The sequence below is a fragment of the Devosia nitrariae genome, from assembly GCF_030160115.1.
Taxonomy (GTDB): domain Bacteria; phylum Pseudomonadota; class Alphaproteobacteria; order Rhizobiales; family Devosiaceae; genus Devosia; species Devosia nitrariae.
In genome coordinates this window covers 81,614-108,282 of record NZ_BSNS01000020.1, presented here as the reverse complement: position 1 = coordinate 108,282, position 26,669 = coordinate 81,614, and the positions used below count along the sequence as shown (strand labels likewise).

The window sequence follows — 26,669 nt, the reverse complement described above, 5'->3', positions numbered from 1 at the left end:
ACTGTTACTCTGCGCGATTGTTCGCGTCTCGATGGGGCCAAATTACGCCGTTCCGAATAAGGTAGGCTTAAGCGGCACACTTAAAACTATCTTACTGAAAAAGTTCGGGAATTTGGCTTTACGATTGGTTACGAGGGGTGAGACAATTGTAACCTAAACAGAGCGTAAACAGATCGGCGCAGCCGATTGAACGACCTCGTCAATCACCGGCTTGGGCGCGACGCAAACGAATGCCGAGCACGAAGATGATGATGATCGAGGCCAGGAGGACCAGGCGTACGGCAAAGGCGACGGCGCTCATTTCGATGTCGGGATTGCCGATGAGATAAAGGCCGAGCTCGACGCCAGTGGCGCCGACGAGCAGCACCGCGCCCCAGCTCGCCTTGATCCACAAGCCGACGGCGGCAAAGAGGCGTGCCAGCGAAAATATGCCGAGATAGACGAAGCCGGCGAGACCCATCGTGGCAATGGGACTGACAGCGCCGAGGCTGACTCCAAGGAGACGGGCCGCATCGCTGAGGCCGAGGGCGAGGCTGATCAGGGCAACGACGCGGATGTAGTAGCCAATATAGGGTGCGTTGTACTCCATGGCGCCTGTTTAGCCGGGCGGCGCGCCTGCGACAAGCTCGCGCTATCCCGCGGGCTTTGTCCGACGCTCCTGCCCTGCTAGACAGGCTTCGGGTTCAAGACGAGTGGAGTGCGCGGCATGGGGCAATGGATGAAGCACGACATGGAGTTCCTGGCCGGACGGCGGCTGCGGCGTGGCCGTGCGCATGGCTGGAGCCGGGCGATGGTGCGTGAGACGGCGCTGGCGTCGGCCGACCTCATCTGGCCCATCTTCATCATCGAAGGCGAGAATGAGAGGACGCGGATCAAGACCATGCCCGGCGTCGAGCGGCTGAGCGTCGACCTCGCCGTTGCCGCTGCAAGGGAGGCGCGCGATGCTGGCATTCCGGCCCTGGCGCTCTTTCCCAACACACCGGATCACCTGCGCAGCGAGGGGGCCGAGGAAGCCTACAACCCGGACAATCTGATGTGCCGGGCGCTCTCGGCGATCAAGGACGCGGTGCCCGATATCGGGCTGATCGCCGATGTAGCGCTCGACGAATATTCCAGCGATGGTCAGGACGGGCTGGTGCGGGACGGCGTGATCCTTAACGACGAGACGGTCGAGGTGATGGTCCGCTCGGCGCTGGTGCAGGCACGCGCGGGGGCGGACATCATCGCGCCCTCCGACATGATGGACGGCCGCGTCGGCGCTATCCGAGCCATGCTCGATGCCGAGGGTTTCGAGGACCGGCAGATCATGAGCTACGCAGCCAAATACGCCTCATGCTTTTATGGTCCGTTCCGCGAGGCGGTGGGCTCGGGCCAGCGCCTCAAGGGCGACAAGCGTACCTACCAGATGGACTATGCCAATTCCGACGAGGCGTTGCGCGAGATCGCCCAGGACCTGGAGGAAGGGGCGGACTCGATTATGGTCAAGCCCGGCCTGCCCTATCTCGACATCGTGCGGCGGGCAAAGGATGCCTTCAACGTGCCGATCTATGCCTATCAAGTCTCGGGCGAGTTCGCGATGATCGAATTCGCGGCCGCCGCGGGCGCGCTCGACCGGGATGCGGCGATCCTCGAGAGCCTGCAAGCCTTCAAGCGGGCGGGATGCAGCGGCGTACTCACCTATTTTGCGCTGGAAGTGGCGCGACGGCTCTGAATGTTCGCAGTCACAAATTTGTGCCCTGGGTTCTTGCACAGGGGCTTGGCCATACCGAAATCCTGGCCATGACCAATGATATGACCGCCAGCCGCTACCTGCCCGATCCGGAGACCGCCCCCGAGCTGTTCGAGGGGGTGCTGACGCGCCGGGTGATCGCCTACCTCATCGACCTCGTCTTCATAGGGACGCTGACGGTCGCGTTTGCGCTGGTGGCATTCATCGCCGGGTTTCTGACGTTCGGGCTCGCGTGGCTGAGCCTCCTCATCGTCGTCCCCGGCGCCCTCATCCTCTATTATGCGCTCACGCTCGGCTCGCCCGCACGCGCAACGATCGGCATGCGCATGATGGATCTGGTGCTGACCCCGACGCGCGGACAGCCGCTCGATGGGCCCATGGCGTTCCTGCACGCGCTGGTCTTCTATATCACCTTCTGGATCTCCTGGCCGGTATCGCTCCTCTTCGTACTGTTTACCCCGCGCCGGCAGATGATCCACGACCTCATAACCGGCACGCTGATGCTGCGGCGCTCGCCTATGGTGCGGCATTGGCAGAGGCAACGTTCTGCCCAGTACTGAAGTCGTTGCGGGCCGGTTTCCGGGAGAGTAAGCTTTCCGCGGGTGAACAGAGCGCCAGATGACGGAACATACTCCCGAAAATACCCAGCTCTTCCTGACGGCCGCTATGCCGTGCCCGTATCTGCCCGGCCGGCAGGAGCGCAAGCTCTTTACGCATCTGACAGGACGGCGCGCAGCGAGCCTCCACCACATCCTTTCAGACAACGGGTTCCGCCGCAGCCAGAACCTCATCTACCGCCCGGCCTGTGAGGGGTGCTCGGCCTGCCAGTCGGTGCGGATCGTGGCGCAGGATTTCCAGCCGTCGGGTCGCTTCCGGCGGGTGCTGCGCACCAATGCGGACGTTACCGTCGAGGTGCGGCCGCCGCAGGCGACAGCCGAGCAGTTCGACCTCTTCAAGCGCTATCTCAGCGCGCGCCATTCGGGTGGCGGCATGACGCAGATGGGTTTCCTCGATTATGAGTACATGGTCGAGGACACGCCGGTGCAGTCCGTGCTGGTCGAGTACCGGCTGCGTGACCATCCGGACCAGCCACTGATCGCGGTGGCGCTGACAGACGTGATGCCCGATGGGCTATCGATGGTCTACAGCTTCTTCGATCCCGATCAACAGCGCCGCAGCCTCGGCAATTTCGTCATCCTCGACCATATCGGGCAGGTGCTCTCGGCGAACCTGAGCTACGTCTATCTCGGCTATTGGGTCAAGGACTCGCCGAAAATGGCCTACAAGGCCGAATTCAAGCCTCTCGAAGTGCAGCATGGCCCACTGGGCTGGATACCGCTGGCGAACGTCTAGCTTTTCCCCGAACCTCTCCAGGTGGGCGCCCCTGGTAGCGCGACGCCGGCAAAGCCCGCCGCCGCGATCCGGTCGCAGAGCGCGGACCACTCGCATCCCGTGCATGCCTGCCGCACCTCACGGGCAGCGAAGCGCCGGCGCAACTTGTCGACAGTCTCCGCCGGTAAGCGCAGGCGGGCACCGGGCGCGACCGACACGCCCAGCGCCTGTCCAACTCCGATGGCCGCCAACGCATCGCGCTCGTCGACGCTCGCACGAAGGCAATGCGGGTCCGCTCCGGCGAGAAGGGGCACGCAGATATCGTCCGGCCCAGAGACGATCTCCACGTCGGCGCCCGCCGCCAAGAGGCGGACGACGCCATCGTAGTTGGCTGTAAAGGCGGGACCATAGCCTTTGCCGGCATAGGTCAGCACGCACAACAGGTGGTGCGGGCGCAGACGAACGATCATGCGCGGAGGCGAGCGCTCATGCCGCGATGCAGTGCGGCAAGCGCTGCCGCGGCCAGGGCCGACTTCAGAATGGCGCCCAGCAGGAAGGGTGTCACACCGAACGCGACGGCACCCTCGAGGCCGATCATGGTGCCGAGCCAGGAGGCTCCGGCCAGCAGACAGAAGGCATTGCCCAGGATTGCTGCGCAGAACGCGAGAAGCGGACGCGATCCGTTCCAGCCACGCTCGGCCAGCCAGCCGACGAGCGCCGCCACAAGCGGAAACGAGGCGAGATAGCCGGCGGTCGGGCCGACGAAATGCGCAGGCCCGGCGGCTCCGCCCGACAATACGGGCAAGCCTGCCATGGCCTCGGCGAGCCAGGCGACAACAGCGAGAGCGCCGAGCCGCCAGCCATAGAGTGCGCCGAGCGTGGTGACGGCGAAGGTCTGCATCGTCATCGGCACGGGTACCATCGGCACCTCGATATAGGACGCCAAAGCGAGAAACACCGTGCCGAGCACCACCGCTCCGGCTTGCCAACCGAGCGGGCGGTCACGCAAAGCGAGGGGGCTGGGGGGAACGGTTTGGGCATGTCCCTGCATTATCGGATCTCCATCTTTCGAAATTATCTATAATTTTTATTCCTGATCTATAATGTGATGATACATAGGCGCGGCGGCGATGCAAGGCGCTATAACGCACCGGTGCCAACGGCTCCCGATAGTTTGCGGAAGAGGCTGTTATGATCAGCCGACGATGGCAAAGGCCTCGCGCGTGTCACCCGAAGCCGTCCGCAACGGACGTTTGCCGACCCAGCGCACATGCCGAGCCAGCGTGGCGGCGGCGGTCTCGACGTCGCCCTTGCGCAATGCGGCGAGGATGGCGCGGTGGTCCTTGTCGGTCGGCGCTTCCCACTCGGAGCGCCAGGCAACAAACAGGAACCGGGCGCTGGCGGCGTGGAGATCATCGATGGCCGTCAGCAGGCGCGGCATGCCACACGGGGCGATAAGAGTGCGGTGGAACGTGCGGTTGGCCTCCTCCCAGGCACGCACATCCCGGGAACTGTCGCCTGCGCGGATAGCTTCCTCGGCGGCGCCCAAGATGGCACTCGTCAGGTGGGGCGCAGCGTGCCGCAACGCGAGCGCCTCCAAGGCGGCGCGCATTTCGGCCACTTCCACCACTTCAGCCCGATCGAAGGAGGCGACGCGAACGCCGCGACGCGGCTCGCTGACGGCAAGGCCCTGGGCCTCGAGGCGCCGGAACGCCTCACGCACCGGAACGTGGCTCGCCGCGAATTCCTCGGCAATCCGGTCCTGGCGCAGGCGCTCACCTGGCTCGAGCTCGCCAGCCACGATCCGGTCGGCAAGAACGCGTGCGATGCGCAAGGCAAGAGTTTCGCGGGAGGAACGAGCGGCCATCGTTTATAGATAATTTTCCGTCGCCGGATTGTCGAGGGCAGCCCTACCCCACGAACCTGTTGTTCCTCGGGAACCCGTTGGGCGGTTGGCGGCCGGCGGCGGCGCGGTCTCCCAGCCATTCGGCCAGTTCTTCCATCGGCTTGACAAAGGTGCGGCCGGAGGAATCCTTCCAGGTGAGGCCGTCGGCCGCATAGAAGACCTTGAGGTCGGAAATGCCGCCATCCTTGTAGCGCTGCAGGCGCACGCCCTTGCCGCGCGCCATGGCCGGCACCTGAGTGAGCGGGAAGACGAGGAGCTTGCGGTTCTGGCCGATCGTCGCGACACGGTCGCCGTCGGCCCGAACAATGAGCCTCGCCTCATCGGTGCCGGAGACATTGAGAACCTGCCTGCCCTTGCGGGTATTGGCAACGAGGTCGTCCTCAGTCACGACAAAGCCGTTGCCGACGGCGGAGGCGACGAGGCGCTTGGCGCCGGGCCTGAAGACGAAAAGATCGACGATATCCCGGCCTTCCTCGATGTCGACCATCAGGCGCACTGGCTCGCCCTGACCGCGCCCACCCGGCAACTTGTCGCCGGCAAGGGTGAACACCTTGCCATCGGTGGTGAGCATCAGGAGCTTGTCGGTCGTCTCGGCCTTGACCGAGAGTTTGAGGCGATCCCCAGTCTTGAAGCCCTTCTCGTCGATGTCGTCCGTATGGCCCTTGAGCGCGCGGATCCAGCCCTTTTCGGAAAGGATCACCGTGATCGGTTCACGCTCGATGAAGGCGGTCTCGACGGCGGCCATATCGGCATCGGGCGCCTCGGCGAATTCGGTGCGGCGCGCACCGAGCGCCGTATCCTTGCCGTAGGCCTTCTTCAACTCACTGATCTCGGTGGTGATTGCACCCCACTGGCGCTTGTCGGAGGCGAGCAGCGCTTCGAGATGCCCCTTCTCAACGGTCAGGTCCTCATGTTCGCGACGCAGTTCCATTTCCTCGAGCTTGCGCAGCGAACGCAGGCGCATGTTGAGGATGGCTTCGGCCTGAACGTCGGTGAGCTCGAAGGCGGCAATGAGAGACGCCTTGGCATCGTCCTCCTCGCGGATGATGCGGATGACCTCGTCGAGGTTGAGATAGGCGATGATGTAGCCGGCGAGCACCTCGAGGCGGTGCTCGATCTGCTCGAGACGGTGCTGCGAGCGGCGGACGAGGACTTCCTTCCTGTGCTCGAGCCAGGCCTTCAGCACCTGCGAGAGGCTCATGACCTTGGGCACGGCGCCCTTGTCGAGCACATTGAGGTTCAAGGGGAAGCGGATCTCGAGATCGGAGACCTTGAACAGCTGCTCCATAAGGATGACGGGATCGACTGTACGGGCGCGCGGCTCGAGCACCAGGCGGATGTCATCGGCACTCTCGTCGCGCACGTCCTTGAGGAGCGGGAGCTTTTTTGCCAGCAGCAGCTCGGCGATCTTCTCGACGAGCCTGGCCTTCTGGACGCCATAGGGGATTTCGGTGACGACGATCACGTATACGCCCCTGCCCGTCTCCTCGACCGCCCATTTGGCGCGCAGGCGGAAGGCACCTCGCCCGGTGGCGTAGGCATTGGCGATCGAGGCTTTGGATTCGACGAGGAGGCCACCTGTCGGGAAATCAGGACCAGGAACGAAGCGGATCATATCCTCGGCAGTTGCCTCCGGATGCATGATCAGGTGGGTCGCCGCATCGCAAAGCTCGGCGACATTGTGCGGAGGGATGGAAGTCGCCATGCCCACGGCGATGCCGGTCGACCCGTTGGCGAGAAGGTTCGGGAAGTTGGAGGGGAGGACAATCGGCTCCTCGTCCTCGCCGTCATAGGTCGGCTTGAAATCGACCGCGTTCTCGGCCATGCCCTCAAGGAGACGGGTGGCAACCTCGGTCATGCGGCTTTCGGTATAGCGCATGGCCGCTGGGCTATCGCCGTCGATGTTGCCGAAATTGCCCTGGCCGTCGACAAGGGGATAGCGTTGGGCAAAATCCTGCGCGAGGCGCACCAGCGCGTCATAGATCGACTGGTCGCCGTGGGGGTGGAACTTACCGATGACGTCGCCGACGATGCGCGCGGACTTCTTGTAGCCCTGGCTCGGGTCGAGGCGCAGCAGGCGCATGGCGTGGATGATGCGGCGGTGGACCGGCTTTAATCCGTCCCGGGCATCGGGCAGCGCGCGCTGGGTGATGGTCGAGAGGGCATAGGAGAGATACCGCTCCTCGAGCGCCGACTTCAGATCGACGACGCGCTTGTCGTCGCCATCGGGCGGAAGGGTATCGGCATCGGACATAAGCGGGCCTCGAAAGAAGACGAATCAGGAACGGAGTATAGTGCGGTGGGGGCGGGAGCGCAGGGTTTTGGCGCCTTATTCAGGGCTGATGCGTCAGCATGTCCACAAGCCTGTCCCGTGTCGCCGCCGGCTGCAGCCGCCGCGGCAACCAGACGTGTTCGGCAAGGAAGTAGCCGGTCAGGCGGAAGGCGGCCGCGAGGTCTTCGGGACCGCCATTGCCACGGTCGGTGAGGCAACGCGGCAGACGCAGGAGCTTGTCCTTATAGGGTTCGCCAGCCGCGCGGGAGACAGCACGGCCCGAGCGCGGCGAGACGTAGGCAAGGTCCTCGGTGACGCCGGTGGCCGCGCAACTGGAAAGGTCGAGGCCGAAGCCGAGCTCGTCGAGGAGGACGAGCTCGAAGCGGGCAAGCGCGGCGCCATCGACGGCGTTGTCGAGAAGGTCGAGGGCCAAGGCCAGCAGGCGGTCGTGCGGATCGCGTTCGGGCAGGAGCCGCAAGTGGTCGCAGAGGAGCTGGCTCAGATAGAGCTTGGTGCGATCGGCGATAAGCGCCGCGGCGCGGGCCTGAAGAAGCTCGATCGCGAAGGTACCGAGATGGTCTTCGAGACGGGCACGCCAGACGAGCTGGACAGTGTTGCCGGGCTGGAGGGTGGCGGCGAGCCTGGACGACCGTCCACCGCGTACAAGACCGAGGCAGCGCCCGCGGCCGACAACCATCGCCTCGGCGATGACGCTCGTCTCGCCATGGCGGCGCACGCCGATCAACAGGCCTTCACCGATCCATTCCATTGGCTCAGCCCCGCCCGTGGCCGGCGAGGCGGTGGTCCAGCCAAACCAGCACCCAGCCAGCAATGAGGAAGCAGAGGGCGATAACGGCGACGCTCATCGCGACCTGACGCGCGCCCTTGGCCGCAAGGTCGATGAAAGGGTATGCGAAGTGCCCCTCGGCGCTTCCGCGGAGGAGCGCATAAGCGAAATAAGCGAGCGGAAAGGCAGCCCAAAGCAGCGGCTCGCGCCACCGCAGATTCCCCTTAGGGACGGAAGCCAGCCAGTAGAGCGGAACGAGGATCGGCGTGACCTGATGCAGGAGGATGTTGGCGAGCGCCGCACCGGCAGTGAGCTCGCGCAGACCCTGGAGCAGGACGCCATAGACTACCCCGACAAGGACGATGGCGAGCGCCACACCCGCTACAGTGCGAGCCGAAGCGTTCCAGTCGAAAGCGATGGTGGAGAAGACCAGCGCCACGACGAGGTTGGCGAGAACGGTGAAATAGCCGGCAAGAACCCAGACGGCGGCAGGGAGCGAGCTGGATGCGGAAAGCTGCGCCTCCAGGTGGATACCGATCCCCACCCATGCCGCAGCGGCGATCAGCGCCGCAGCGAGACGGCGCAAACCGATCAACGGGCCTTCACCGATCCATTCCATGTTCTTTGTCCGTGCCGCGCAGTGTGCTTGTGGCGCGGCTCCTCCAGTTACCAAATCCACCGTGTGATCAGAAGCGCAATGAAGAGCGCCACGGCGAGCCAGAGGCTGGCGATCATGATCAGACCAGCGCGGCTGACAGGCTTTCCGGAGCGCTCGGCAGCCACCTGCCGGAACTCGCACATGAGATCGGGGGGCACGAGCTTGACGGCCAGCATGATGCCGAGCGGCACGATGAGAAGATCGTCGAGATAGCCGAGGACCGGAATGAAATCGGGGATAAGATCGACAGGCGAGAGCGCATACGCGGCCACGGCTGCTGCGACAATCTTGGCGAGGAGCGGCGTGCGGGCGTCGCGAGCCGCGAGCCAGATGGCGACCACGTCGCGCTTGACGGCGCGCGCCCATTCTCCTGCCCGCTCAAGAAGCTGATCTATCGCCGGCATCTCTGCAGGTCACCTGTCACCGCTTCCCGTGGGGATACTCCAGCCCCATCTCGCGATAGCGCTCGGGGTCATCCCCCCAGCGCTGGCGCACCTTGACGAAGATGAAGAGGTGGACGGGCACTTCGAAAATATCCATCAACTCCTTGCGCGCCTCGGCACCGATGGCCTTGATCGCCTGGCCTCCGGCGCCCAGCACGATTTTCTTATGACTGTCGCGGGTGACGTAGATGACCAGGTTGATCTTGTAGGAGCCGTCCTTCTGGACAGCGAAGCTCTCGGTCTCGACGGTGGCGTTGTAGGGGATTTCCTCGTGGATGCGCAGGAACAGCTTTTCGCGCGTCACCTCGGCCGCCGTCAGCGCGAGAGTGAGGTCGGTCAACTGGTCTTCCGGGAACATCCAGGGTCCGGGAGGAATGTGCTTGAAGCACCAGGCGAGGAAATCGGCGACGCCATTGCCCGTCAGTGCCGAGATCATGAAGGTCGTCTCGAAGCGCTGATGTGCGTTGATGGTCTCGGAGAGTTTCAGGAGCGTCTCGCGCTTGACGAGATCGACCTTGTTGAGGATCAGCACCTTGGGCTGGCGGATGTTCAGAAGCCCTTCGAGAAGAGATTCAACTTCGCCGGTCAAACCCCTTTCAGCATCGACGATAAAGGCGACAAAGTCGGAGTCCCCTGCCCCGGTCCAGGCGGCCTCGACCATGGCGCGGTCGAGCCGACGCTTCGGCGCGAAGATGCCTGGGGTATCGATGAAGACGACCTGCCCTTCACCTTCTGTGACAACACCACGGATCTGGGCACGGGTGGTCTGCGCCTTGTGGGTGACGATCGACACCTTGGTGCCGACGAGCGCGTTCATCAGCGTCGACTTGCCGGCATTGGGAGCGCCGACCAGGGCAACGAAACCGCAACTTTGCTGGGAAATATCGCTCACAGCGTCTCCTTCCACACATTGTGCGCGACGAGGAAGCGCTCGGCCGCCTTGTGCTCGGCGATCTTCTTGGAGGGGCCGGAGGCGGTCACCGGCTCGTACCCGGGCGCGGCGACGGCGATGGTGAACTGGGGAGCGTGATCGGGGCCGGTTCGCTCCATCTCAATGTAGGCGGGCGGCTCGAGACCGCGGGCCTGGGCCCATTCCTGGAGCGTCGTCTTGGCGTCGGCGCGGGTCAATCCCGTCTCCCCGATGTGGTCGGAGAACACGCGTTCGACGAACTCATAGGCCTTGCCGAGGCCGCCATCGCAATAGATGGCACCGATCACCGACTCGGTAACGTCGGCAAGGATCGCCTCCTTGCTGGCGCCGCCGGTTCGCGCTTCGCTGTCGCCGAGGTTGAGCTCGGCACCGAGATCGAGCTGGCGAGCGATGATGGCGCAGGTCTCCTTGCGCACGAGGGTATTGAGCGAACGCGACAACGCACCCTCGTTGGATTTCGGGAACCGGCGGTAGAGCATGTCTGCAATGACGAGGCCGAGGACCCGGTCGCCGAGGAATTCGAGACGCTGATAAGAGCGCTCGATGCGGCGTGAGGGAGCGACGGCACTCGAATGGGTCAGGGCGCGGTCGAGGAGATCGCGATCGGCGAAGCGGTAACCGAGACGGGCCTCGAGCCTTTCATGCGAACGCGCCCTGCCGCTCATTGCACTCATTGATTGACGGATTCGAACATCCGATCCCAGCGCACATTGGCCGGCCACTGCCAGATCTGCCAGGGCGGAATGTTGTCCTTGATGGAGAAGAACCGCGCTTCGGCCTTGGCGATGAGATTGGTGGCGGGCACGTAGCCAACGGAAGCCAGCACCCGGCTGTCGGCGGAGCGGTCGCGGTTGTCGCCCATCATGAAGTAATGGCCGGCGGGCACGACATATTCGGGCGTGTTGTCGAGCGGAGCGTTGTCGGAGATTTCCTGGATAGTATGGCTGGTGCCTTCCGGGAACGTCTCGCGGTAGACGATGACCTCGCGGCTATCGCCTTCGCTGTCGGTATCGAGGGTCCGCCCGATCTCCTCGCGTTCGACCATCTCACCATTGATGTAGAGCCGGCCCTGACGCATCTGGATGCGGTCGCCAGGGAGCCCGACAACGCGCTTGATGTATTCGATGTTCTGGGGAACGGGCCGGAATACAGCGATGTCGCCGCGGTTGGGCTCGCGCCCGAGGATGCGTCCGGAGATCGGCAGCTCGAAATCCAGAAGCGTGAAATCGCCGTAGCGGCCGAGCGAGAAGGAGTGCTTGCCGTAGCCCCAGACGAACTTGTTGGCGACGAAGTAGTCGCCGATCATCAGCGTCTGCTGCATAGACGCCGTTGGGATGGAGAACGGCTGGAATATGAAGGAGCGGATGACGATGGCGATGAGAAGCGCCTCGACGATAACGACGATCGTATCCCACCATTCGGCGGCGGCCGATTTCGGCTTGTTGGCGGTGTTCTGATCGGGCTGAGTCATCGTTGTTCCTTGGTATTGGAGCGCATCCCGAAACCGGGCATTCAAGGCGCACTCCGAGGCGGCAGCGTTACGGCTTTGCGCTCAGCCGGTCAACCGGCAATGCCTCGATGACGACGAAGGCCTGAGCAAGGCCGGCATCGTCGGTGATGGTCAGGTGGATGTGGGGTTCGTGGCCATCGGGAACAAGGCGGGCGAGCGCTCGGGCCGCGCCATTGGTCAGGTGCAGGGTTGGCTTGCCCGAAGGCAAGTTGACGACGCCCATGTCGCGCCAATAGACGCCGAAATTAAGGCCGGTGCCCAAAGCCTTCGAACAGGCCTCCTTGGCCGCGAAACGTTTGGCGTAGGACGCGGCGCGGGCGGCGCGCCGATCGGACTTCCTGCGCTCGATTTCGGTAAAGCAGCGCAGGGTAAAGCGCTCGCCGTAGCGATCGAGAACGTGCTGGACCCGGTGAATCTGGATGAGGTCGGAACCAAGGCCGATGATCATGGGCAGGCTCCGATGACCGGGACAAGGGCATGTCTTGCGGCTTCCGGAGGACTCCCCCCCTCCCAACCTCCCCCACAAGGGGGGAGGTGTCGAATTGTGCTTGCGGCAAGATTCCGCAAAGCCCAATGGCCCAGCACCTCCCCCCTTGTGGGGGAGGTTGGGAGGGGGGTGAACCCAGTGCCGGTTTCGAGCCGGATCACGCCAGTCCCCTGCTCCCGGGCTTGACCGGCGGTATGGCCGCAAGGTCAGGCGGCAGGTTATCGGGAGCGTAGGCGGGGACTTCGAATTCGAGGAGAGAGATGAGCGGCACGCCGAGATCGGCTTGGCCGCCCGAGCGGTCGATGATGCAGGCGGCAGCCACGACATCGGCGCCCAACGCCCTGACACAATCGATGCACTCGCGGATCGACAGGCCCGTCGAGACGATGTCTTCGACCACAATCACTTTCTCACCCGGTTCGATCCAGAAATTCCGGCGCAGCTGGAACTGGCCATCGACGCGTTCAGTGTAGATGGCGGGCAATCCCAGGTGCCGGGCGGTCTCGTAGCCGGGAATGATGCCGCCGACGGCCGGTGAGACGACTTGGGAAACGCTGCCGAAACCTTCAGCGCGAATCTTGTCGGCGAGCGCCTTGCAGAGGATCTCGGTCTTGTCCGGGCGGCGGAAGACCAGGGTCTTTTGCAGAAAGAGGGGCGAGCGCAGGCCCGAAGAGAGGATGAAGTGCCCCTCGAGGATGGCGTCGCAGGATTTAAAGACGGCGAGGACTTCGTCTCTGGTCATGCTGGGCTCCGACTTTGATCTACTCGTCGAATACCGCCCTGCCACCCTGCCCACAAGGGGGAGGCTGCGAAGCATGACGCTACGCCCTCGTTGGTCGAAGCCGCGAAGCGGCACCTCACCGTCAGGGCGATGTCAGTGCGTCGTGCCGTCCCACTCCAGGGTCGAGATCATGGCCGCTTCCGCCGGACCGCCGCGCTGGACGGCCGAGAGACCGGGGCTGCGCTTCAAGGTGGCGAGCACATCGGTCAACTGGGCGAGGTCGCGCACCTCGATCTCGAAGATCATCTGGTGGAAGTCCGGCGAGACCATGCGCATCACCAGATTATTGATGTTGGCATCGCACGCGGCGATGGCCGAGGAAATCTGGGCAAGCGAGCCCGGGCGATTGACCGACTCCATAGTGATGACGGTCGGGTAGAGCTTGTCCTCGCGTCCGGCGATATCCCAACGCACATCGACCCAGGCGACGTCGCTGTTGTGCATGGCGATCAGTGCGTCCGAATGGATCGGATAGACGCGCATGGGCTGATCGGGCTCGAGGATGCCGACCAGGCGGTCGCCGGGCACGACGCCCTCGGGAGAAACCTCGAGGGGGATATGAAAGTCGAGCTTGGCGAGCGCGGTCTTGGCGCGTGGACCCGCCTTTTGGCCGCCGGGCACGCGGAACTTGAACCAGTCGGTCGCGCGCAGAGCGAACCAGCCATCGGCCTTGTCGGCGACGGGCAGATCGATCTTCTTGCGCCGGCGCCTCAATCCCTTGACCTCGGCGAGCTCGGTGGCAAGGGATTCGCTGCCGATCTTACCCTCGCCGACGGCGATCAACAGATCGCGCTTACTGGCGTGGCCGAGGCGCTCTGCGAGTTGCTTGCCTTCGGCCTCCTCGAGCAGCACGCCTTCACGCTCGAGCATCATCGAGAGCACGTGCTCGCCGAGCGCATAGGCGCGCTGGGCGGCCGCATGGCGCACGGCGCGGCGGATGGCGGCGCGCGCTTTGCCTGTGGCGGCAATGCCGATCCAGTTGGCAGGCGGCAGGTGGTTCTGGTCGCGGATGATCTCGACTTCGTCGCCCGAGCGCAGCTGCGTGACGAGCGGCAGGATGGCGCCGTTGATCTTGGCGCCGACGCACGTATCGCCGATATCGGTATGGAGCGCATAGGCGAAATCGATGGGGGTCGCGCCGCGCGGCAGCGCGATGAGGCGCCCGCGCGGGGTAAAGCAGAACACCTGATCCTGAAACAGCTCGAGCTTGGTGTATTCGAGGAAATCCTCGGCCGAGGCGCCGGTCGTCAGGTGGCCGATGGTCGAGCGCAGCCAGGCATAGGCCTGGCTTTCCTTTTCGAGCCGGCCCATGTCGGCCGAAACGCCGTCCTTGTAGAGCGCATGGGCGGCAATGCCGAGCTCGGCGACCTGATGCATCGCCTCGGTGCGGATCTGCAGCTCGACGCGCTGACGGCCGGGACCGACGATGGTGGTGTGGATCGAGCGGTAGTCGTTGTGCTTGGGGACGGAGATATAGTCCTTGAAGCGGCCGGGCACGACCTTCCAATGGGTGTGGACGATGCCGAGCGTGTGGTAGCACTGATCGACCGTGCCGACGATGACGCGGAAGCCGATCATGTCGGACAGTTGTTCGAGCGCGATCTGCTTGCGCTCGATCTTGTTGAAGATCGAGAACGGCGACTTCACCCGGGCGCTGACCTTGGCCTCGATGCCCTCGGCCTTGAGCTTCTCGGTCAATTCCGAACTGATGGTGGCGATGGTCTCGCGGTACTCGGACTGCATCTCGCCAAGCCGACGGGTGATGGCGTCGTAATGGTCCGGCTGGAGGATGCGGAAGGAGATGTCCTCGAGCTCGGAGCGCATGTCCTGCATGCCCATGCGCCCGGCCAGCGGCGCATAAATATCCATGGTCTCCTGCGCAATGCGCACCCGCTTGTCGACGGGCATGTATTGCAGGGTCCGCATGTTGTGCAGCCGGTCAGCGAGCTTGACCAGGAGCACGCGCACATCCTCGGAGATGGCGAGCAGGAGCTTGCGCAGGTTCTCGGCCTGAGCCTCCTCGCGGGAAACGAGGTTCAAGCGCTCGATCTTGGTGAGGCCATCGACGATGGCGCCGATCTCGGCACCGAATAGCTGGTCGATTTCGGCACGGGTGGCGTCGGTGTCCTCGATGGTGTCGTGGAGAAGCCCAACGGCGATCGACGCATCGTCAAGCTTCAGGTCGGTGAGGATCGCGGCCACCTCCAGCGGATGATTGAAAAAGGGATCACCGGAGGCGCGCTTCTGCGAGCCATGCTTTTGCATGGCGTAGACATAGGCCTTGTTTAAAAGCTGCTCGTCGACATTGGGGTTGTAAGCCGCTACCCGCTCGACGAGTTCATACTGACGCATCATGAGTCGATGCGCGCCCCTTGCCGCGCAAATTCAGAGCCACCGGCGCTCTGACGGGATCAGAGCGTCGGCCCTAGTACCTTGTTGTCGCAACGTTTCTTGCTAAAGCCGGTGTCCGCCTTTTCGCACGTTGCTCTAGATCATGCCCCGGCGGTGACTGTCAAACAATCGGGCAAAAACGAAAAAGGCGCCCGGCTGGCCGCCGGACGCCCTCGATATATAGACCTTAGCGACCGCCGATCAATCGTCGCGGCGCTCGGGCGGGGCGAGACTTTCGATGGAGCGCAGGAGTTCTTCTTCGCTCATGGTATCGAAAGCGATCGAGTCGTCGTCACCGGCGCTCTCGATCATGGGCGCGGCATGCTGTTCGGGCTCATCCACTTCGACGTACTTCTGCAGCGAGTGGATCAGATCCTCGTGCAGGTCATCGGGAGAAATGGTGCCGTCGCCGATCTCACGCAGGGCCACAACCGGGTTTTTGTCGTTGTCGCGCGGCACGGTGATCTGTGAACCCGAGGAAATCATGCGCGCGCGATGCGCGGCCATGAGGACGAGGTCGAACCGGTTCGATACCTTTTCAATGCAGTCTTCAACGGTGACGCGAGCCACGGACGTCTCCATGCCAGTTTGGGAATGAACGCGCTCCATACACGAGCGAGCCGCCAGATACAAGTTTTCCCGCACTAGTTGCATCACCAAATCGCGCGACGCTTGCGCAGGAATGCGCAATCGTGCGAATAGCGCATTTATCGGATGGGGAGCCGATATGCCCGGATTGCCAGAGCCTGCCGGCGCATGCACATTTGCTAGGGGTCAGCCCACGGGCCGGCTGGTCCGATGAGGAGAACGCCCAGTTGGCAATTGACCCGCGCGAAAAAACCGTCCTGTTCATAGACGGCGCAAACCTCTACGCAGCCTCCAGAGCCATCGGCATCGACATCGACTATCGACGGCTGCTAACCGAGTTCCAGAGCAAGGCTTATCTTCTGCGGGCCTACTACTACACGGCGCTGGTCGAGGACCAGGAATATTCCTCAATCCGACCGCTGATCGACTGGCTCGACTATAACGGGTATACAGTCGTGACCAAGCCGGCCAAGGAATTCACCGACGCGGCCGGCCGGCGAAAGATCAAGGGCAACATGGACATCGAACTGACGGTCGATGCCCTGGAGATGGCCCAGTATTTCGACCACATGGTTCTGTTTTCCGGCGACGGAGACTTTACCGCGCTCGTCGCTGCGTTGCAGCGCAAGGGCAAACGGGTGACGGTGGTTTCGACACTCACCACGCAGACACCCATGATCGCCGACGACCTGCGGCGCCAGGCAGATTTCTTCCTCGACCTCAGCGAGTTGGCCAAGACCGTCGGCCGCCCACCAGCGGCCCAGCGAGAGGCGACCCCGGTCGAGAGCGACGAATAGCCCTCTGCTCGGCAAGCAAGCGCGACAAAACGCGTCTCTCCAACCGCCCTGAGCCGATTTCTTGCACCTCGAACCTTCTCACGACTGCCCGCTCTGCCCGCGCCTTGCCGCGTTCCGCGAGGCCAACCGGGCGCTCTATCCCGATTTCTTCAATGGACCGGTGCCGGTCTGGAGCGGAAAGCAGGCACGGCTCGTCATCGTTGGGTTGGCCCCAGGACTCAAGGGCGCCAACCGGACCGGCAGGCCGTTCACCGGCGATTATGCCGGCGACCTGCTTTATGCAACGCTGAAGAAATTCGGATTGGCCACGGGAGAATACCGTCAGCGTCCGGACGATGGGCTGACTCTCGGTCCAGTGATGATCGTCAACGCGGTCAGATGCGTGCCGCCGCAGAACAAGCCGACGCCGGCCGAAATTACGACATGCCGCCAGTTCCTGGTCGGCGCGCTCCAGGCCGAACGGCGGGCAAACGTTTACCTGGCGCTGGGGCGGATCGCGCATGAAACGCTGCTCAGGACCCTCGGCGCACGCCTCGCCGCTCATCCTTTTGCGCACGGAGCCGAACACGGGCTAACGGGCGGCCAGACGATTTTCGACAGCTACCACTGCTCCCGCTACAACACGAATACCGGAGTGCTGACGACTGAGATGTTCGAAGACGTGGTCGGGCGGGCGGCAGAGCGGGCGCTGACCTGAGCAGGACTGGAGCCTTTCCCGTTCCGATTGAACCGGAACGGGAGCTCCAAGTTATTGAATTGTCGCGTTTTCGAACCGCAAGAGTGGCACCCCGCTTTTGCTGAAATCGCTTAGCCCTGCTTGAGCAGCCGCGACTTTTCCCGGTTCCAGTCGCGGCTCTTCTCGGTCTCGCGCTTGTCGTAGCTCTTCTTGCCCCTGCCGAGACCAAGCAGAAGCTTGGCCTTGCCGTGCTCGTTGAAATAGAGCTTCAACGGCACGATGGTGTTGCCGGCGCGGGAGACTTCCGCGTCGAGGCGCGAGAGTTCCTTCTTGGAGATAAGGAGCTTGCGCGGGCGCTTCTCCTGATGGTTGAAGCGGTTGGCCTCCAGATATTCTGGGATATGCGCATTGATCCACCAGAGCTCGCCGCGCTCGGGCGAAGCGTAGCTCTCGGCGATCTGGGCCTTGCCGAGGCGCAGCGACTTGACCTCTGTACCAGTCAGGACGATGCCGGCCTCCAGGGTATCGGTAATGTCGTAGTCGAAGCGGGCGCGACGGTTCTCGGCGACGAGCCCGTGGCTGACATAGCCCCGCTTTTCCTTGTTAGCGGTCGCCATTTGTCGTCCTAGGCCGCAAGGCGATTTGAATGGATCAAATCGCCTTGCGGCCTAGCCTTTCTTTGTCGCGGGATTGCTCGCGAAAAACCGGCACCCACTTTTTCGCATCCCGCTCTAGTTGAGAAGCCCAGCATGGACCATCGCCGCATCGATGGCTTCCTCGGTCAGCTCCGATATCGGAACGAGCGGCAGGCGCAGTTCGTTGCGGCAGAGGCCGAGGCGGGCGGCGGCGTATTTGACGCCGGTCGGGTTTGGCTCAAGGAAGAGGTTCTTGTGCAGGTGCACGAGCTTGTCCTGTACGGCGAGTGCGTCGGCGTAGTTGCCCTGCTGGCAGGCATTCTGCATCTGCGCGCAGAGGCGCGGGGCAATATTGGAAGTCACCGAGATACACCCCTGCCCGCCATGGGCATTGAATCCCAGCGCGGTCATGTCCTCACCCGAGAGCAGGATGAAATCCTCGCCGAGCGTGGTGCGCGTCATGCTCGCCTTACCCATGTCAGCCGTGGCGTCCTTGACCCCAATGATATTGGCGTGCGCCTCGCGCAGGCGCGCGATGGTGTCGACGGAAACGTCGACCACGGTGCGGCCCGGAACCGAATAGAGAAAGACCGGAATGCCGACCGCCGAAGCGACAGCCGAAAAATGCTGGAAGAGGCCTTCCTGGTTGGGCCGGTTGTAGTAAGGCACCACGGACAGCACCGCATCGGCGCCCACCTTCTCGGCAAACCGCGCGAGTTCGACTGCCTCGGTCGTCGAGTTGGAGCCGGCGCCGGCAATGACCGGCACGCGCCCGGCCGTCACCTCTACGCAGATCTCGACGACACGCCGATGCTCATCGTGACTGACGGTGGGGCTTTCGCCCGTGGTGCCGACCGGCACCAGACCGTGCGTGCCCTCGGTGATCTGCCAATCGACGAAGGCCGAAAAGGCTTTCTCGTCGACCGCCCCATTGGAAAAGGGGGTCAAGAGCGCCGTAATCGAACCTCTGAACATTGGTATGGAATTCCTGTTGTTGTGTGCCACAGTTCAGCCGCCGGCGAGTGTCAACGTCGTCGGCGGCTGAGGGCTGCGAAGAAGTGCGGCACCATACTTTGCGACGCCGCCGACCACAAGCGCGGAAGGCGTCTCTCGGAATGGAGCACGCGACGTCCTGAAACCAATTATTCACCGCGAACGGGTAACGTCCGGTTAACCGCAAGGACGGGGCACCTTGTTGGATCGGTATCGGGGACCAACAGGAAGACGCCATGAGAGGCAGGCTGATCGTCGGCCTGGTTGCAATTCTGATGGGCGCGGCGGGCCCTGCCCCGGCGCCCGGTGCATTGGCCAATGACGCGATAGACCAGCTTACGACAAGTTCGGTCAATGCGAGCGCTGAAAGTGAGAGCGACCCGAGGGGTTCCGCTCAGTTTCGAGCCGCCCTGGAGCTGCTGCTGGATGGGAAGGCCGCCGAGGCTTACCAAAGCGCCAAGGCACTGGCGAATCCGGTGGAGCGGCGGGCGATCCAGTGGGCGGCGATCCGCGTTTATCCCGGCGAGATCGACCATCAGTCCATCACACGGTTTATGGCGGATGCGCCGGATTTCGCACCCGAGAACCTTTATCGCGCGCAGGTCGAACAGTCGCTGATCGAGAGCGACGCAACGCCCGACACGATCATCGACGTCCTGGGCGGGCAGGTGCCGGAGACGATCGACGGCCGGATCGCGCTCGCCCAAGCTTATCTCGCGGTCGGGGAGCAGGAGCGGTCGCGCCGTCTGGCGCGGGCCATATGGGTCGAGAACTTCCTTTCGAGCGAGCAGGAGGCACAGGTCTCCCAGACGCTCGCTGCGATGCTGACCGATGCGGATCACTGGGACCGGGCCGTGCGGCTGATGATGCACGACCGCGTCCGCGGCGCCGAACGGCTGATGGAACATTTCACACCGGCGCAGAAGTCGCTGGTCATTGCCAGAGCGGCAACGTCGCGGCGGCAAAGCGACGGCAAGGCGCTACTCGATGCCGTCGACACCTCGCTTCACGACCATCCCCTCTACGTCTTCACGCGCGTGCAGCGGGCGCGGCTCGCCGGGCTCCACGAACAGGCGCTCGACTGGCTCGATAAGGCCGAAGGCGACGTGCCGGAGGTGGCTGAATGGTGGTACGAACGGCGCACGATCACCCGGGCCCTGCTCGCCGAAAGCCGGCCTGACCTCGCCTATCGCGCGGCGGCCGGCTACTCGCAGGGCCCCGAGGGCCGCGTGGTCGAAGCACAGTTCCACGCCGGTTGGATTGCGCTCAGCTTCCTCGATAACCCGCAGGCCGCCAAAGCGCATTTCGAGGCCATGGCGGCGCTCGCCACCTTGCCCGATACCATTACCCAGTCCCACTTCTGGCTGGCGCGCGCCAATATCGCGCTCGGCGATTTTGGGGCGGCGGACGCCGCCTACGCAGTCGCGGCGAAATACAGCACGGTCTACTATGGACAGTTGGCGCGGGGGGAACTGGGGCTTGCCGATGTGGCGCTACGTCCCCTGCCCGCTTTGGGAGACGCAGAACCCCCGTTTGCGCGCGAGGAGATCGTGCGGGCCGTGAGGTTGCTTGCCGCCAACGGTCGGGACGCGTGGGCGGCCCTACTGCTCGATCAATGGGCGGAGGACCTTGCGGATGGCGCGCAGATGGTTCTGGCGGCGCGGCTTGCCCAGGAGATCGGCGCGCACCAGGTCGCGATCGCCATAGCCGGAAAGGCCGAGAAGCGCGGCTTTGCCCTAGACCCGTTCAGCTTTCCGCGCGACGGACTGCCGGCGGATGTGCGGTTCGCGGCCGACAAGGCGGCCGTCTATGCCGTGACGCGGCAGGAGAGCCTTTTTCAGCTCGACGCGATCTCGCATGCTGGCGCGCGCGGGCTTATGCAACTGATGCCTGGCACCGCGCGGGACGTCGCCCGCAAGGTTGGCCTCGATTATTCGAGCGGGCGGCTGACGCGTGATGCCGCCTACAACGTCTTGCTCGGTTCGACCTATCTCTCCGATCAACTCGAGCGCTACGACGGTTCGCTGCTGTTAGCTGCGGCGGCCTACAATGCTGGGCCAGGCAATGCCAACAAATGGATCAGCTCCTTCGGCGATCCGCGCGCAGCTAATGTTGACCCGGTGATCTGGGTAGAACTCATCCCGTTTCAGGAGACGCGCAAATACGTGCAGCGGGTGCTGGGCAACTACCTCGTCTATCGGGCTCGGCTGGGGGACGAAGCCCTGGCGCTTGCGGAGGCGATGCGCAGAATTCCCTGAGCGTACGGGATGTGATGGGAATCAGGCCGATCGCTTCTCGTCTTTTGGGGCTTTTGCTAGTTAGCGCCCAGTCTTGTTCTCTTCTGGAAGTGATCGTGGGCCACTAATGCTCCTACCTACCGATGTCATACTCGCGCCTCGAGTTTGTGGCCGTCGCAGTGCCCCATGCCCGCCTGCACATCGCATTGCGTTCTTTGCCCATGACCTTTCGAGAAAAGTCTGCGATTTTCAGGAACCAAGCCCGAACGGAAGCAGACCAAGCCTTGCGCCTCTTCGCCAAACCCAAGCCACCAGAAGACCATCCTGCTTTCTCAGACCTGCCGGTTACCATGGTGACGCTGGAGCACGGCGGATTGCAGGCGGCCGTGCATGTGGCGGGTGCCTTGGCGCCTGGGCGGGTGCCGCTCGTCTGCGTAGCTGGCTACCACCGCAACATGAGCGACTTTGCCGATTTCCTGCCGCTCTGGCGGCGCTTTGCCGGCGAGTGCCCGGCCGTGCTGATCGACCTGCCGGGACGCGGGCGATCCAGCCACCGGCTGCGCTCGGCAGACTACGGCTCACCTCGCGATGCACAAGAGATCGCACAGATCGCGATGGCGCTCGGCATCGAGCGCGCGGTATTCCTGGGTCAGGGGTATGGCGGACAGGTGCTGATGCTGCTCGCCGCCCAACACCCGCGGCTGATGTCCGGATGCGTGCTGATCGACGCGGGACCTGTGACTAGCCCGCGCGGTATCGTGCGGCTGCGCAACAATATGCGCTATATCGACGGCCTGCGCGGGCGCAAGCAGGTAATGGCCGGCTTGCGACGGATGCTGGCGGGAGACCATCCGGGCACCGGTGACGATCGGCTCGAGCAACTGGCGCTCCGCACACATTGGCTCGACCGGCGCGGGCGGGCACGGCCACTCTACGACCCTGCCCTCATCCGTGCTCTCGACGCGTTCAGTCTCGACGATGTGCTCGCCGCGCAATGGCCGCTGTTCGATGCGCTCGGCTCGGTGCCGCTGATGCTGCTGCGCACCCAACTGACCGACCAGCTCCACCGCGAAACCTTCGAGGAGATGGTGCGGCGGCGACCGGATGCGCCCGCGCTGACCATCGTCGGACAAGGCTCGCCGGCACTGCTCGATGAGGCCGACGAAGTTGCCGAGATCGCGCACTTTGCTAAACAAGCAAGCGAGCACGAAATGGCTGCGTGAGCTGGTGAACCCGCTCATTCGCCGGCGAGCTAGAGCTCACGTTCCGAGTGGATCGGAACGTGAGCTCTAAGTCCTTGTATTGTCGCGTTTTCGAACCGCAAAAGTGGTGTCCATCCCGGATCAAGTCCGGGACAGGCTTTTTGCTGAAAACACTCTAAGTCTTCGATCTGTCGCGCTTTCGAGCAGTGGGGGTGGCCGCCTTTGAGAGCGCCTTGGCCTGTTCGATCCAGTTCTCCCGCTCGATGCGCCCCTTGAAAGCGAGGTGCTCGTCCAACCACGCGGCGTTCTTCTTCGACCATCGCGCGATCTGGCTGAAGTGGAAGATGCCGAGCTCGTTGAGGGAAGCCTCTATGCGCGGGCCTATGCCCTTGATCTGCTTGAGGTCGTCCTTGAAGCCGTCACGGGGCGTATCAAGGGCGGCAGGGCGCGGATCCGCCGGCGGACGCGAGCGTTGGGCGCGCGCGGAGGTGGCGTCCACCGACGCAGCCTCTTTCTGCTCTGCCGGCAATCCGGGCGGAGCAGATTCGGTCTGCAGCGGAGTAACTTCAGCAGGCGAATCCGGCGGAACGGAAGACGTAGCGCGTGCGCCCCTGCGCTGGGGCGCGAATCGGCGCAATGCATAACCCAATCCGCAACCGAGAAGGAATGCCACGAGCAGCAGCAGCGCGGTTTCGATGATGTAGGTCAGCCCGGTCATCGGCTCACCGGGTCGACGAGTTCGAACGGGCGCGCCAGCCGGCGACAACGCCGACCAGCAACGCGGCCAGCAGGAACGGCCAGGACACCGATAGCGACTGGACGAAGCCGTGCATGGGAGCCACTCCTATTCGGGGCTATCGAGGGAGACAACTATGCGCCGGTTAAGCTGCTTGCCCTGCGGCGTATCATTGGGTGCGACGGGGGCACTTTCGCCATAGCCGACAGCATAGAGGCGGTTGGGAGCGATGCCCAGGCCGACAAGTGCGGTAACGACGGCCTCGGCCCGCGCCACCGAAAGCGCCAGGTTGGCCGTAGCCGCGCCGTCAGCGTCGGTGTGGCCTTCGATGTAGACGGGCAGATCGGGGCAGGCGGCGACGTAGCCGGCCAGCTCGGCAAGGACCGGTTCCGACGTCGGGGCGAGGGCGGCCGAGCCGGAACGGAACAGAATAGCGTTCTGCGCCGAGAATAACGCCAGGTGCAGTCGGCACTCCTCAAGAGCTTCAGCCGGTACGGCGTTCTGAGAGGACGCGTCAGGGGCGCTTTGCCCCAGCGCCATTTGCTGCCCGTCGGCCGGCATTGCGGGAGGCTGCGCCCGCTCCACGGCAACCGACCAGGCGGCAGCGTCCGTTGCCGCCCGGGAAAGAGCAGCGTTAAGGGCTTCCCGGCCACGATCCTCGGCAAAGGTGCCGGAAACGGACCACTGTGCGCCGTCGAAGGCGACGCGGCCTTCGGCCAGAACGGCGAGCGCGTCCATGGCCGCTCGCGTGTCGAGAATGAAGCCTTCAGGCGCCCCGGCGGCGAACTGGGTCGTGTCGACGGCGCCCTCGCCTGCCCGGATCATCAGGACCCGGCGTAGCGGCTCACCGGGCACATGGCCGGCAAGAGTGACGACGCCATCGGAGGTCCTGTCGGCGGACCAGACATAGGGATCGGCCACCGGAAGCGGCGGTGCGGCGGTGATCTCACCAGCGGGAACCGGTGCCGGCTCAGCCGTGGAGGTGGCCACCTCATCCGGCGTCTCATCGCCTTCGGCGACAGGCGGGACAGACGGTGGCAGGATTTCGTTGCGGGCCAGAACGAAACCGGCCGGGACGCCGGCCGCGTAAGAAAGCGTCGCGTGATCCTCAAGCGTAGAGGCGGTGCCGGCAAGGGTGAGCACGTTGCTGCGCAGGCTGAAGCGACCCTCGCTCATGCGGGCAAGACGTTCGAGGCCGAAAGTGAGCGCTTCAGCAAACCCCTCCGGCTCGCCGCCGGCCAATTCCAGGCTCGCCGGATCAACGGCGGGATCGGCGGCTAGCGCGTCGCGCGCCGATTGGCTCGGAACATAGCCGTCGAGGATCACCCTGCCCTCCGGCGTGCGGCGCGCCGTCAGCCAGAAATCGGCGACAGCGGGCGGTGGCACGTCGATGAAACTGCCGGTGCGCCGGGACGGTGCGGCATTAACCTGGGCAGTCCTGAGTTCGGAGCGCGAGGAAGACAAAAGCGAGACGCCGGAATCGGTTGCATGGATTTGCTCAACCGGAAGATCAACCTCTGACGTCTGCGACGGGGCGGCGCGAACCTGTACCACCAACGCAAGAATAGGCGCCATGCACAACCAGACGACCTTTTTCATAGCAGTTTCGAAAACCCTATACCCAATAGTCCCAGTTCCGGTGACCCGGAGGAAAATGCAACGGCGCCATCCGACGCTGCATCGATGCAGACGCACGCTAAAGAGCGAATCAGGCAATGGGAACCGGCATTTGGCACGTTGAACAGGCCAATCAAGGTTCGGAGGCGCCGGACCGCCGATCCTCCCTCAGAAAGCAGAAAGGCCCGGCAGAAGCCGGGCCTTTCCGTTCGCCATTAAGCGACCCAGAACTTACTGGAAGGACTTGGCAGCGGTGAATTCACCGCGGTAGCCGCCCTCGTCGTTGAACTCGACCTTGGCAGCGGAGGTGAAGCCGCCGCCCGGAGCCCAAGCAACACCGACATCACCGAAGATGAGGTTTTCGTCGATGTCGCGGGGAGAGGCACCGGCACCGCCATTGCCGAACACGCCGTCACCGAAGTAGGTGCCAACACCGGCGGTGAGGGTGATCGTCTCGGTAACGGCAGCCGAAGCGCCGAGACGGATGCGAACGGTGTCGGTCTCGCCACCGGTTTCGGAGTTGAAGTCGTCACGGAACCAGGCCGCATCGAGGTTGATCGACACGCCGTCAACGACGGTTGCCGAAACCTTGCCGCCGATGCTGAAGTCGGTCTGGTCGTCGAAGTTCGCCACTTCACCCGACAGGGCGACAGTGAACATGTCGAAGGTGGCTTCAGCCGAAGCAAGTGCGTGCAGCACGCTGTAGCCGAGGTACTTGAAGTCGTCGTCGTAACCGACAGCAGCGCGGACCTTGACGATATCGAAGGTACCGGTGACGCCTGCGTGGACGGCGAAGGAGTCGACGTCGCCGTCGAGAACGCCATAGGCAATACCGGTCAGGTGAGCGGTGAGCGACTCGCTGGCGTAAGAGACGACACCGATGAGGGTGCCGGCTTCGGCACCGAGACGATCGGTGCTGTTGTTCGATTCATCGCCAGCATCTGCGCTGTCGATGTCTTCAAGACCGACACCAACCGAAACGCCGTTGCCAAGATCCGAGACGATCTGGATGGCGTGACTGCCGAACCGACGATCGTCGGCATCGATCAGAACACCACCGCCGTCGATCTTGTCGCTCATGAACAGGAAGCTGTAGGGCTGATCGTCGTCCATATTGGCGATCGAGCCGTCCTTGCCCCGCTTGCGCTTACCGGCCATGAGAACGGTGGAGTCGCCAACGCGGACATAGGCTTCCTGGATCTGCACCCCATTGGTGTGATCGCCACCGGCTTCGGCATCGACGCCCTCGTTGCGAACGCGCCACTCGTCGATCGAACGAAGGGTGATGATCGCAGCAGCGGGACCGAAGTCGCTGTCGGCAGTGGCAACCGCCGTCAGATAGGCGCGAGCGCGGCTGTCCCAATCGAGGTCGAGATCATCGTCGAGCGGATCCGAGTCCGGCCCAATCGGATCGATGATGCCGTCATAGGTTTCAGCCATCTCGAGGCCGGCGCGGAAATCGCCGTAGCGCAGACGGTAGTCGACGCTACCCGAGATCTGCAGGCAGTTGGTGTCGGACGAGATGGTCAGGCCCGACAGGCCGAGTGCGTCGCAGACGTCCAGCGAGGTAAGCACGCCCAGGTCGGCAGCGAAGCCAGCGGTCGAGAGACCGGCGGCTGCGACAGAACCGAGGAAAAGGCTCTTGAGTTTCATTAAGTGACCTCCAAAGTCAGTCATTCTTGGTGCCGGTTACCCAGCGGTTTGTCGAAACGCGACCACACTTGTTGTGGTGCAGTGTGTTGCCGTCGCGTTGCGACCGACAAACGACCCCATGCATGGATTCGCATTCGCCACTCTACGCAAGCTGACCCCCGACGCAATGTGACAAGGCCCGTTTTGCCACAGTCATGACATGGTTGCGCCCGCGTTGTTGCAGATTCAGCACACTCTTGGAAACCAAGCGTTAATGGGGCTAAACACCTCCTTAACGTCGGGTGCTGCAGCCGCGTCCGTCCTTCCCT

27 protein-coding genes are annotated in these 26,669 nt (G+C 63.7%); 7 read left to right on the top strand and 20 right to left on the bottom strand.

The features are described from left to right. Window positions 1–199 precede the first annotated feature (199 nt). Complete coding sequence (locus QQK18_RS17715; RefSeq protein WP_284341698.1) at window positions 200–589, bottom strand: DUF6163 family protein; 390 nt, start codon at window positions 587–589, stop codon at window positions 200–202. 117 nt (window positions 590–706) lie between these two features. On the opposite strand from QQK18_RS17715, the gene hemB reads away from it, so the two are divergent. The 3 genes from hemB (at window position 707) to QQK18_RS17700 (ending at window position 3,082) form a co-directional block, all read left to right on the top strand. Further along, entirely contained in the window at window positions 707–1,711 is a 1,005-nt protein-coding gene (gene hemB, locus QQK18_RS17710) for a porphobilinogen synthase (RefSeq protein ID WP_379995671.1), read from the top strand. Window positions 1,712–1,779: 68 nt separating this feature from the next. Then, a complete protein-coding gene (locus tag QQK18_RS17705) occupies window positions 1,780–2,289 on the top strand; it encodes an RDD family protein (RefSeq protein WP_284341697.1) in 510 nt (169 codons plus the stop codon). 58 nt (window positions 2,290–2,347) lie between these two features. Further along, window positions 2,348–3,082 carry an arginyltransferase gene (locus QQK18_RS17700; protein ID WP_284341696.1) on the top strand — a complete coding sequence of 245 codons (735 nt, stop codon included), beginning with the start codon at window positions 2,348–2,350 and terminating at the stop codon, window positions 3,080–3,082. Here QQK18_RS17700 and QQK18_RS17695 read toward each other — a convergent pair. The 14 genes from QQK18_RS17695 to rpoZ form a co-directional block, all read right to left on the bottom strand. Beyond that, window positions 3,079–3,531, bottom strand: coding sequence for a DUF1284 domain-containing protein (locus tag QQK18_RS17695; protein ID WP_284341695.1), 453 nt, complete (start codon window positions 3,529–3,531; stop codon window positions 3,079–3,081). The two genes, QQK18_RS17700 and QQK18_RS17695, sit on opposite strands and share 4 nt — an antisense overlap. Beyond that, window positions 3,528–4,112 carry a biotin transporter BioY gene (locus tag QQK18_RS17690; protein WP_284341694.1) on the bottom strand — a complete coding sequence of 195 codons (585 nt, stop codon included), beginning with the start codon at window positions 4,110–4,112 and terminating at the stop codon, window positions 3,528–3,530. The genes QQK18_RS17695 and QQK18_RS17690 overlap by 4 nt, the downstream gene beginning before the upstream one ends. A gap of 144 nt (window positions 4,113–4,256) precedes the next feature. After that, on the bottom strand, window positions 4,257–4,928 hold the full coding sequence (locus QQK18_RS17685) for a GntR family transcriptional regulator (RefSeq protein WP_284341693.1): 672 nt from the start codon (window positions 4,926–4,928) through the stop codon (window positions 4,257–4,259). A gap of 43 nt (window positions 4,929–4,971) precedes the next feature. Then, complete coding sequence (gene parC / locus QQK18_RS17680; protein WP_284341692.1) at window positions 4,972–7,221, bottom strand: DNA topoisomerase IV subunit A; 2,250 nt, start codon at window positions 7,219–7,221, stop codon at window positions 4,972–4,974. Window positions 7,222–7,300: 79 nt separating this feature from the next. Next, window positions 7,301–8,008: a DNA repair protein RecO gene (gene recO / locus QQK18_RS17675; protein WP_284341691.1), complete on the bottom strand. Its 708-nt coding sequence runs from the start codon at window positions 8,006–8,008 to the stop codon at window positions 7,301–7,303. 4 nt (window positions 8,009–8,012) lie between these two features. Further along, window positions 8,013–8,645, bottom strand: a complete 633-nt coding sequence (locus tag QQK18_RS17670) for a Pr6Pr family membrane protein (protein WP_284341690.1) — start codon at window positions 8,643–8,645, stop codon at window positions 8,013–8,015. A gap of 47 nt (window positions 8,646–8,692) precedes the next feature. Beyond that, on the bottom strand, window positions 8,693–9,088 hold the full coding sequence (locus QQK18_RS17665; RefSeq protein ID WP_284341689.1) for a YkvA family protein: 396 nt from the start codon (window positions 9,086–9,088) through the stop codon (window positions 8,693–8,695). A 16-nt stretch (window positions 9,089–9,104) separates the two neighbouring features. Then, complete coding sequence (gene era, locus QQK18_RS17660; RefSeq protein WP_284341688.1) at window positions 9,105–10,019, bottom strand: GTPase Era; 915 nt, start codon at window positions 10,017–10,019, stop codon at window positions 9,105–9,107. Continuing rightward, complete coding sequence (gene rnc, locus QQK18_RS17655; protein WP_284341687.1) at window positions 10,016–10,723, bottom strand: ribonuclease III; 708 nt, start codon at window positions 10,721–10,723, stop codon at window positions 10,016–10,018. The genes era and rnc overlap by 4 nt, the downstream gene beginning before the upstream one ends. Before the next feature lie 5 nt (window positions 10,724–10,728). Beyond that, on the bottom strand, window positions 10,729–11,529 hold the full coding sequence (gene lepB, locus QQK18_RS17650) for a signal peptidase I (protein ID WP_284341686.1): 801 nt from the start codon (window positions 11,527–11,529) through the stop codon (window positions 10,729–10,731). Between the two features lie 67 nt (window positions 11,530–11,596). Then, window positions 11,597–12,016 carry a holo-ACP synthase gene (acpS, locus tag QQK18_RS17645; RefSeq protein ID WP_284341685.1) on the bottom strand — a complete coding sequence of 140 codons (420 nt, stop codon included), beginning with the start codon at window positions 12,014–12,016 and terminating at the stop codon, window positions 11,597–11,599. Window positions 12,017–12,212: 196 nt separating this feature from the next. Next, window positions 12,213–12,797, bottom strand: coding sequence for an orotate phosphoribosyltransferase (gene pyrE / locus QQK18_RS17640; protein ID WP_284341684.1), 585 nt, complete (start codon window positions 12,795–12,797; stop codon window positions 12,213–12,215). 132 nt (window positions 12,798–12,929) lie between these two features. Further along, on the bottom strand, window positions 12,930–15,191 hold the full coding sequence (locus tag QQK18_RS17635) for a RelA/SpoT family protein (RefSeq protein WP_284341683.1): 2,262 nt from the start codon (window positions 15,189–15,191) through the stop codon (window positions 12,930–12,932). A gap of 237 nt (window positions 15,192–15,428) precedes the next feature. After that, on the bottom strand, window positions 15,429–15,797 hold the full coding sequence (gene rpoZ / locus QQK18_RS17630; protein ID WP_284341682.1) for a DNA-directed RNA polymerase subunit omega: 369 nt from the start codon (window positions 15,795–15,797) through the stop codon (window positions 15,429–15,431). 245 nt (window positions 15,798–16,042) lie between these two features. Between rpoZ and QQK18_RS17625 the strand changes: the two genes are divergently transcribed. Both QQK18_RS17625 and QQK18_RS17620 read left to right on the top strand, forming a co-directional pair. Further along, a complete protein-coding gene (locus tag QQK18_RS17625; RefSeq protein WP_284341681.1) occupies window positions 16,043–16,612 on the top strand; it encodes a LabA-like NYN domain-containing protein in 570 nt (189 codons plus the stop codon). Between the two features lie 61 nt (window positions 16,613–16,673). After that, the gene (locus QQK18_RS17620; protein ID WP_284341680.1) at window positions 16,674–17,309 is read left to right on the top strand and encodes a uracil-DNA glycosylase; all 636 of its coding nucleotides are present in this window, start codon (window positions 16,674–16,676) and stop codon (window positions 17,307–17,309) included. A 110-nt stretch (window positions 17,310–17,419) separates the two neighbouring features. Here QQK18_RS17620 and smpB read toward each other — a convergent pair whose 3' ends face one another. Both smpB and dapA read right to left on the bottom strand, forming a co-directional pair. Beyond that, window positions 17,420–17,905, bottom strand: a complete 486-nt coding sequence (smpB, locus tag QQK18_RS17615; RefSeq protein WP_284341679.1) for an SsrA-binding protein SmpB — start codon at window positions 17,903–17,905, stop codon at window positions 17,420–17,422. Window positions 17,906–18,019: 114 nt separating this feature from the next. Further along, window positions 18,020–18,898: a 4-hydroxy-tetrahydrodipicolinate synthase gene (gene dapA, locus QQK18_RS17610; protein ID WP_284341678.1), complete on the bottom strand. Its 879-nt coding sequence runs from the start codon at window positions 18,896–18,898 to the stop codon at window positions 18,020–18,022. A 254-nt stretch (window positions 18,899–19,152) separates the two neighbouring features. Here dapA and QQK18_RS17605 point away from each other — a divergent pair, with 254 nt between their 5' ends. After that, the gene (locus tag QQK18_RS17605) at window positions 19,153–21,174 is read left to right on the top strand and encodes a lytic transglycosylase domain-containing protein (protein WP_284341677.1); all 2,022 of its coding nucleotides are present in this window, start codon (window positions 19,153–19,155) and stop codon (window positions 21,172–21,174) included. A gap of 263 nt (window positions 21,175–21,437) precedes the next feature. After that, the gene (locus QQK18_RS17600; RefSeq protein ID WP_284341676.1) at window positions 21,438–22,376 is read left to right on the top strand and encodes an alpha/beta fold hydrolase; all 939 of its coding nucleotides are present in this window, start codon (window positions 21,438–21,440) and stop codon (window positions 22,374–22,376) included. Window positions 22,377–22,530: 154 nt separating this feature from the next. Here the strand turns inward: QQK18_RS17600 and QQK18_RS17595 are convergent, their stop codons facing one another. From QQK18_RS17595 to QQK18_RS17585, 3 genes are all read right to left on the bottom strand, one after another. Beyond that, window positions 22,531–23,073 (bottom strand): NADH-quinone oxidoreductase subunit E, encoded by a 543-nt coding sequence (locus QQK18_RS17595; protein WP_284341675.1) that lies wholly within the window; start codon window positions 23,071–23,073, stop codon window positions 22,531–22,533. 126 nt (window positions 23,074–23,199) lie between these two features. After that, window positions 23,200–24,555 (bottom strand): OmpA family protein, encoded by a 1,356-nt coding sequence (locus tag QQK18_RS17590; RefSeq protein ID WP_284341674.1) that lies wholly within the window; start codon window positions 24,553–24,555, stop codon window positions 23,200–23,202. 384 nt (window positions 24,556–24,939) lie between these two features. Then, entirely contained in the window at window positions 24,940–26,361 is a 1,422-nt protein-coding gene (locus tag QQK18_RS17585; RefSeq protein WP_284341673.1) for a porin, read from the bottom strand. Between the last annotated feature and the right edge of the window lie 308 nt (window positions 26,362–26,669).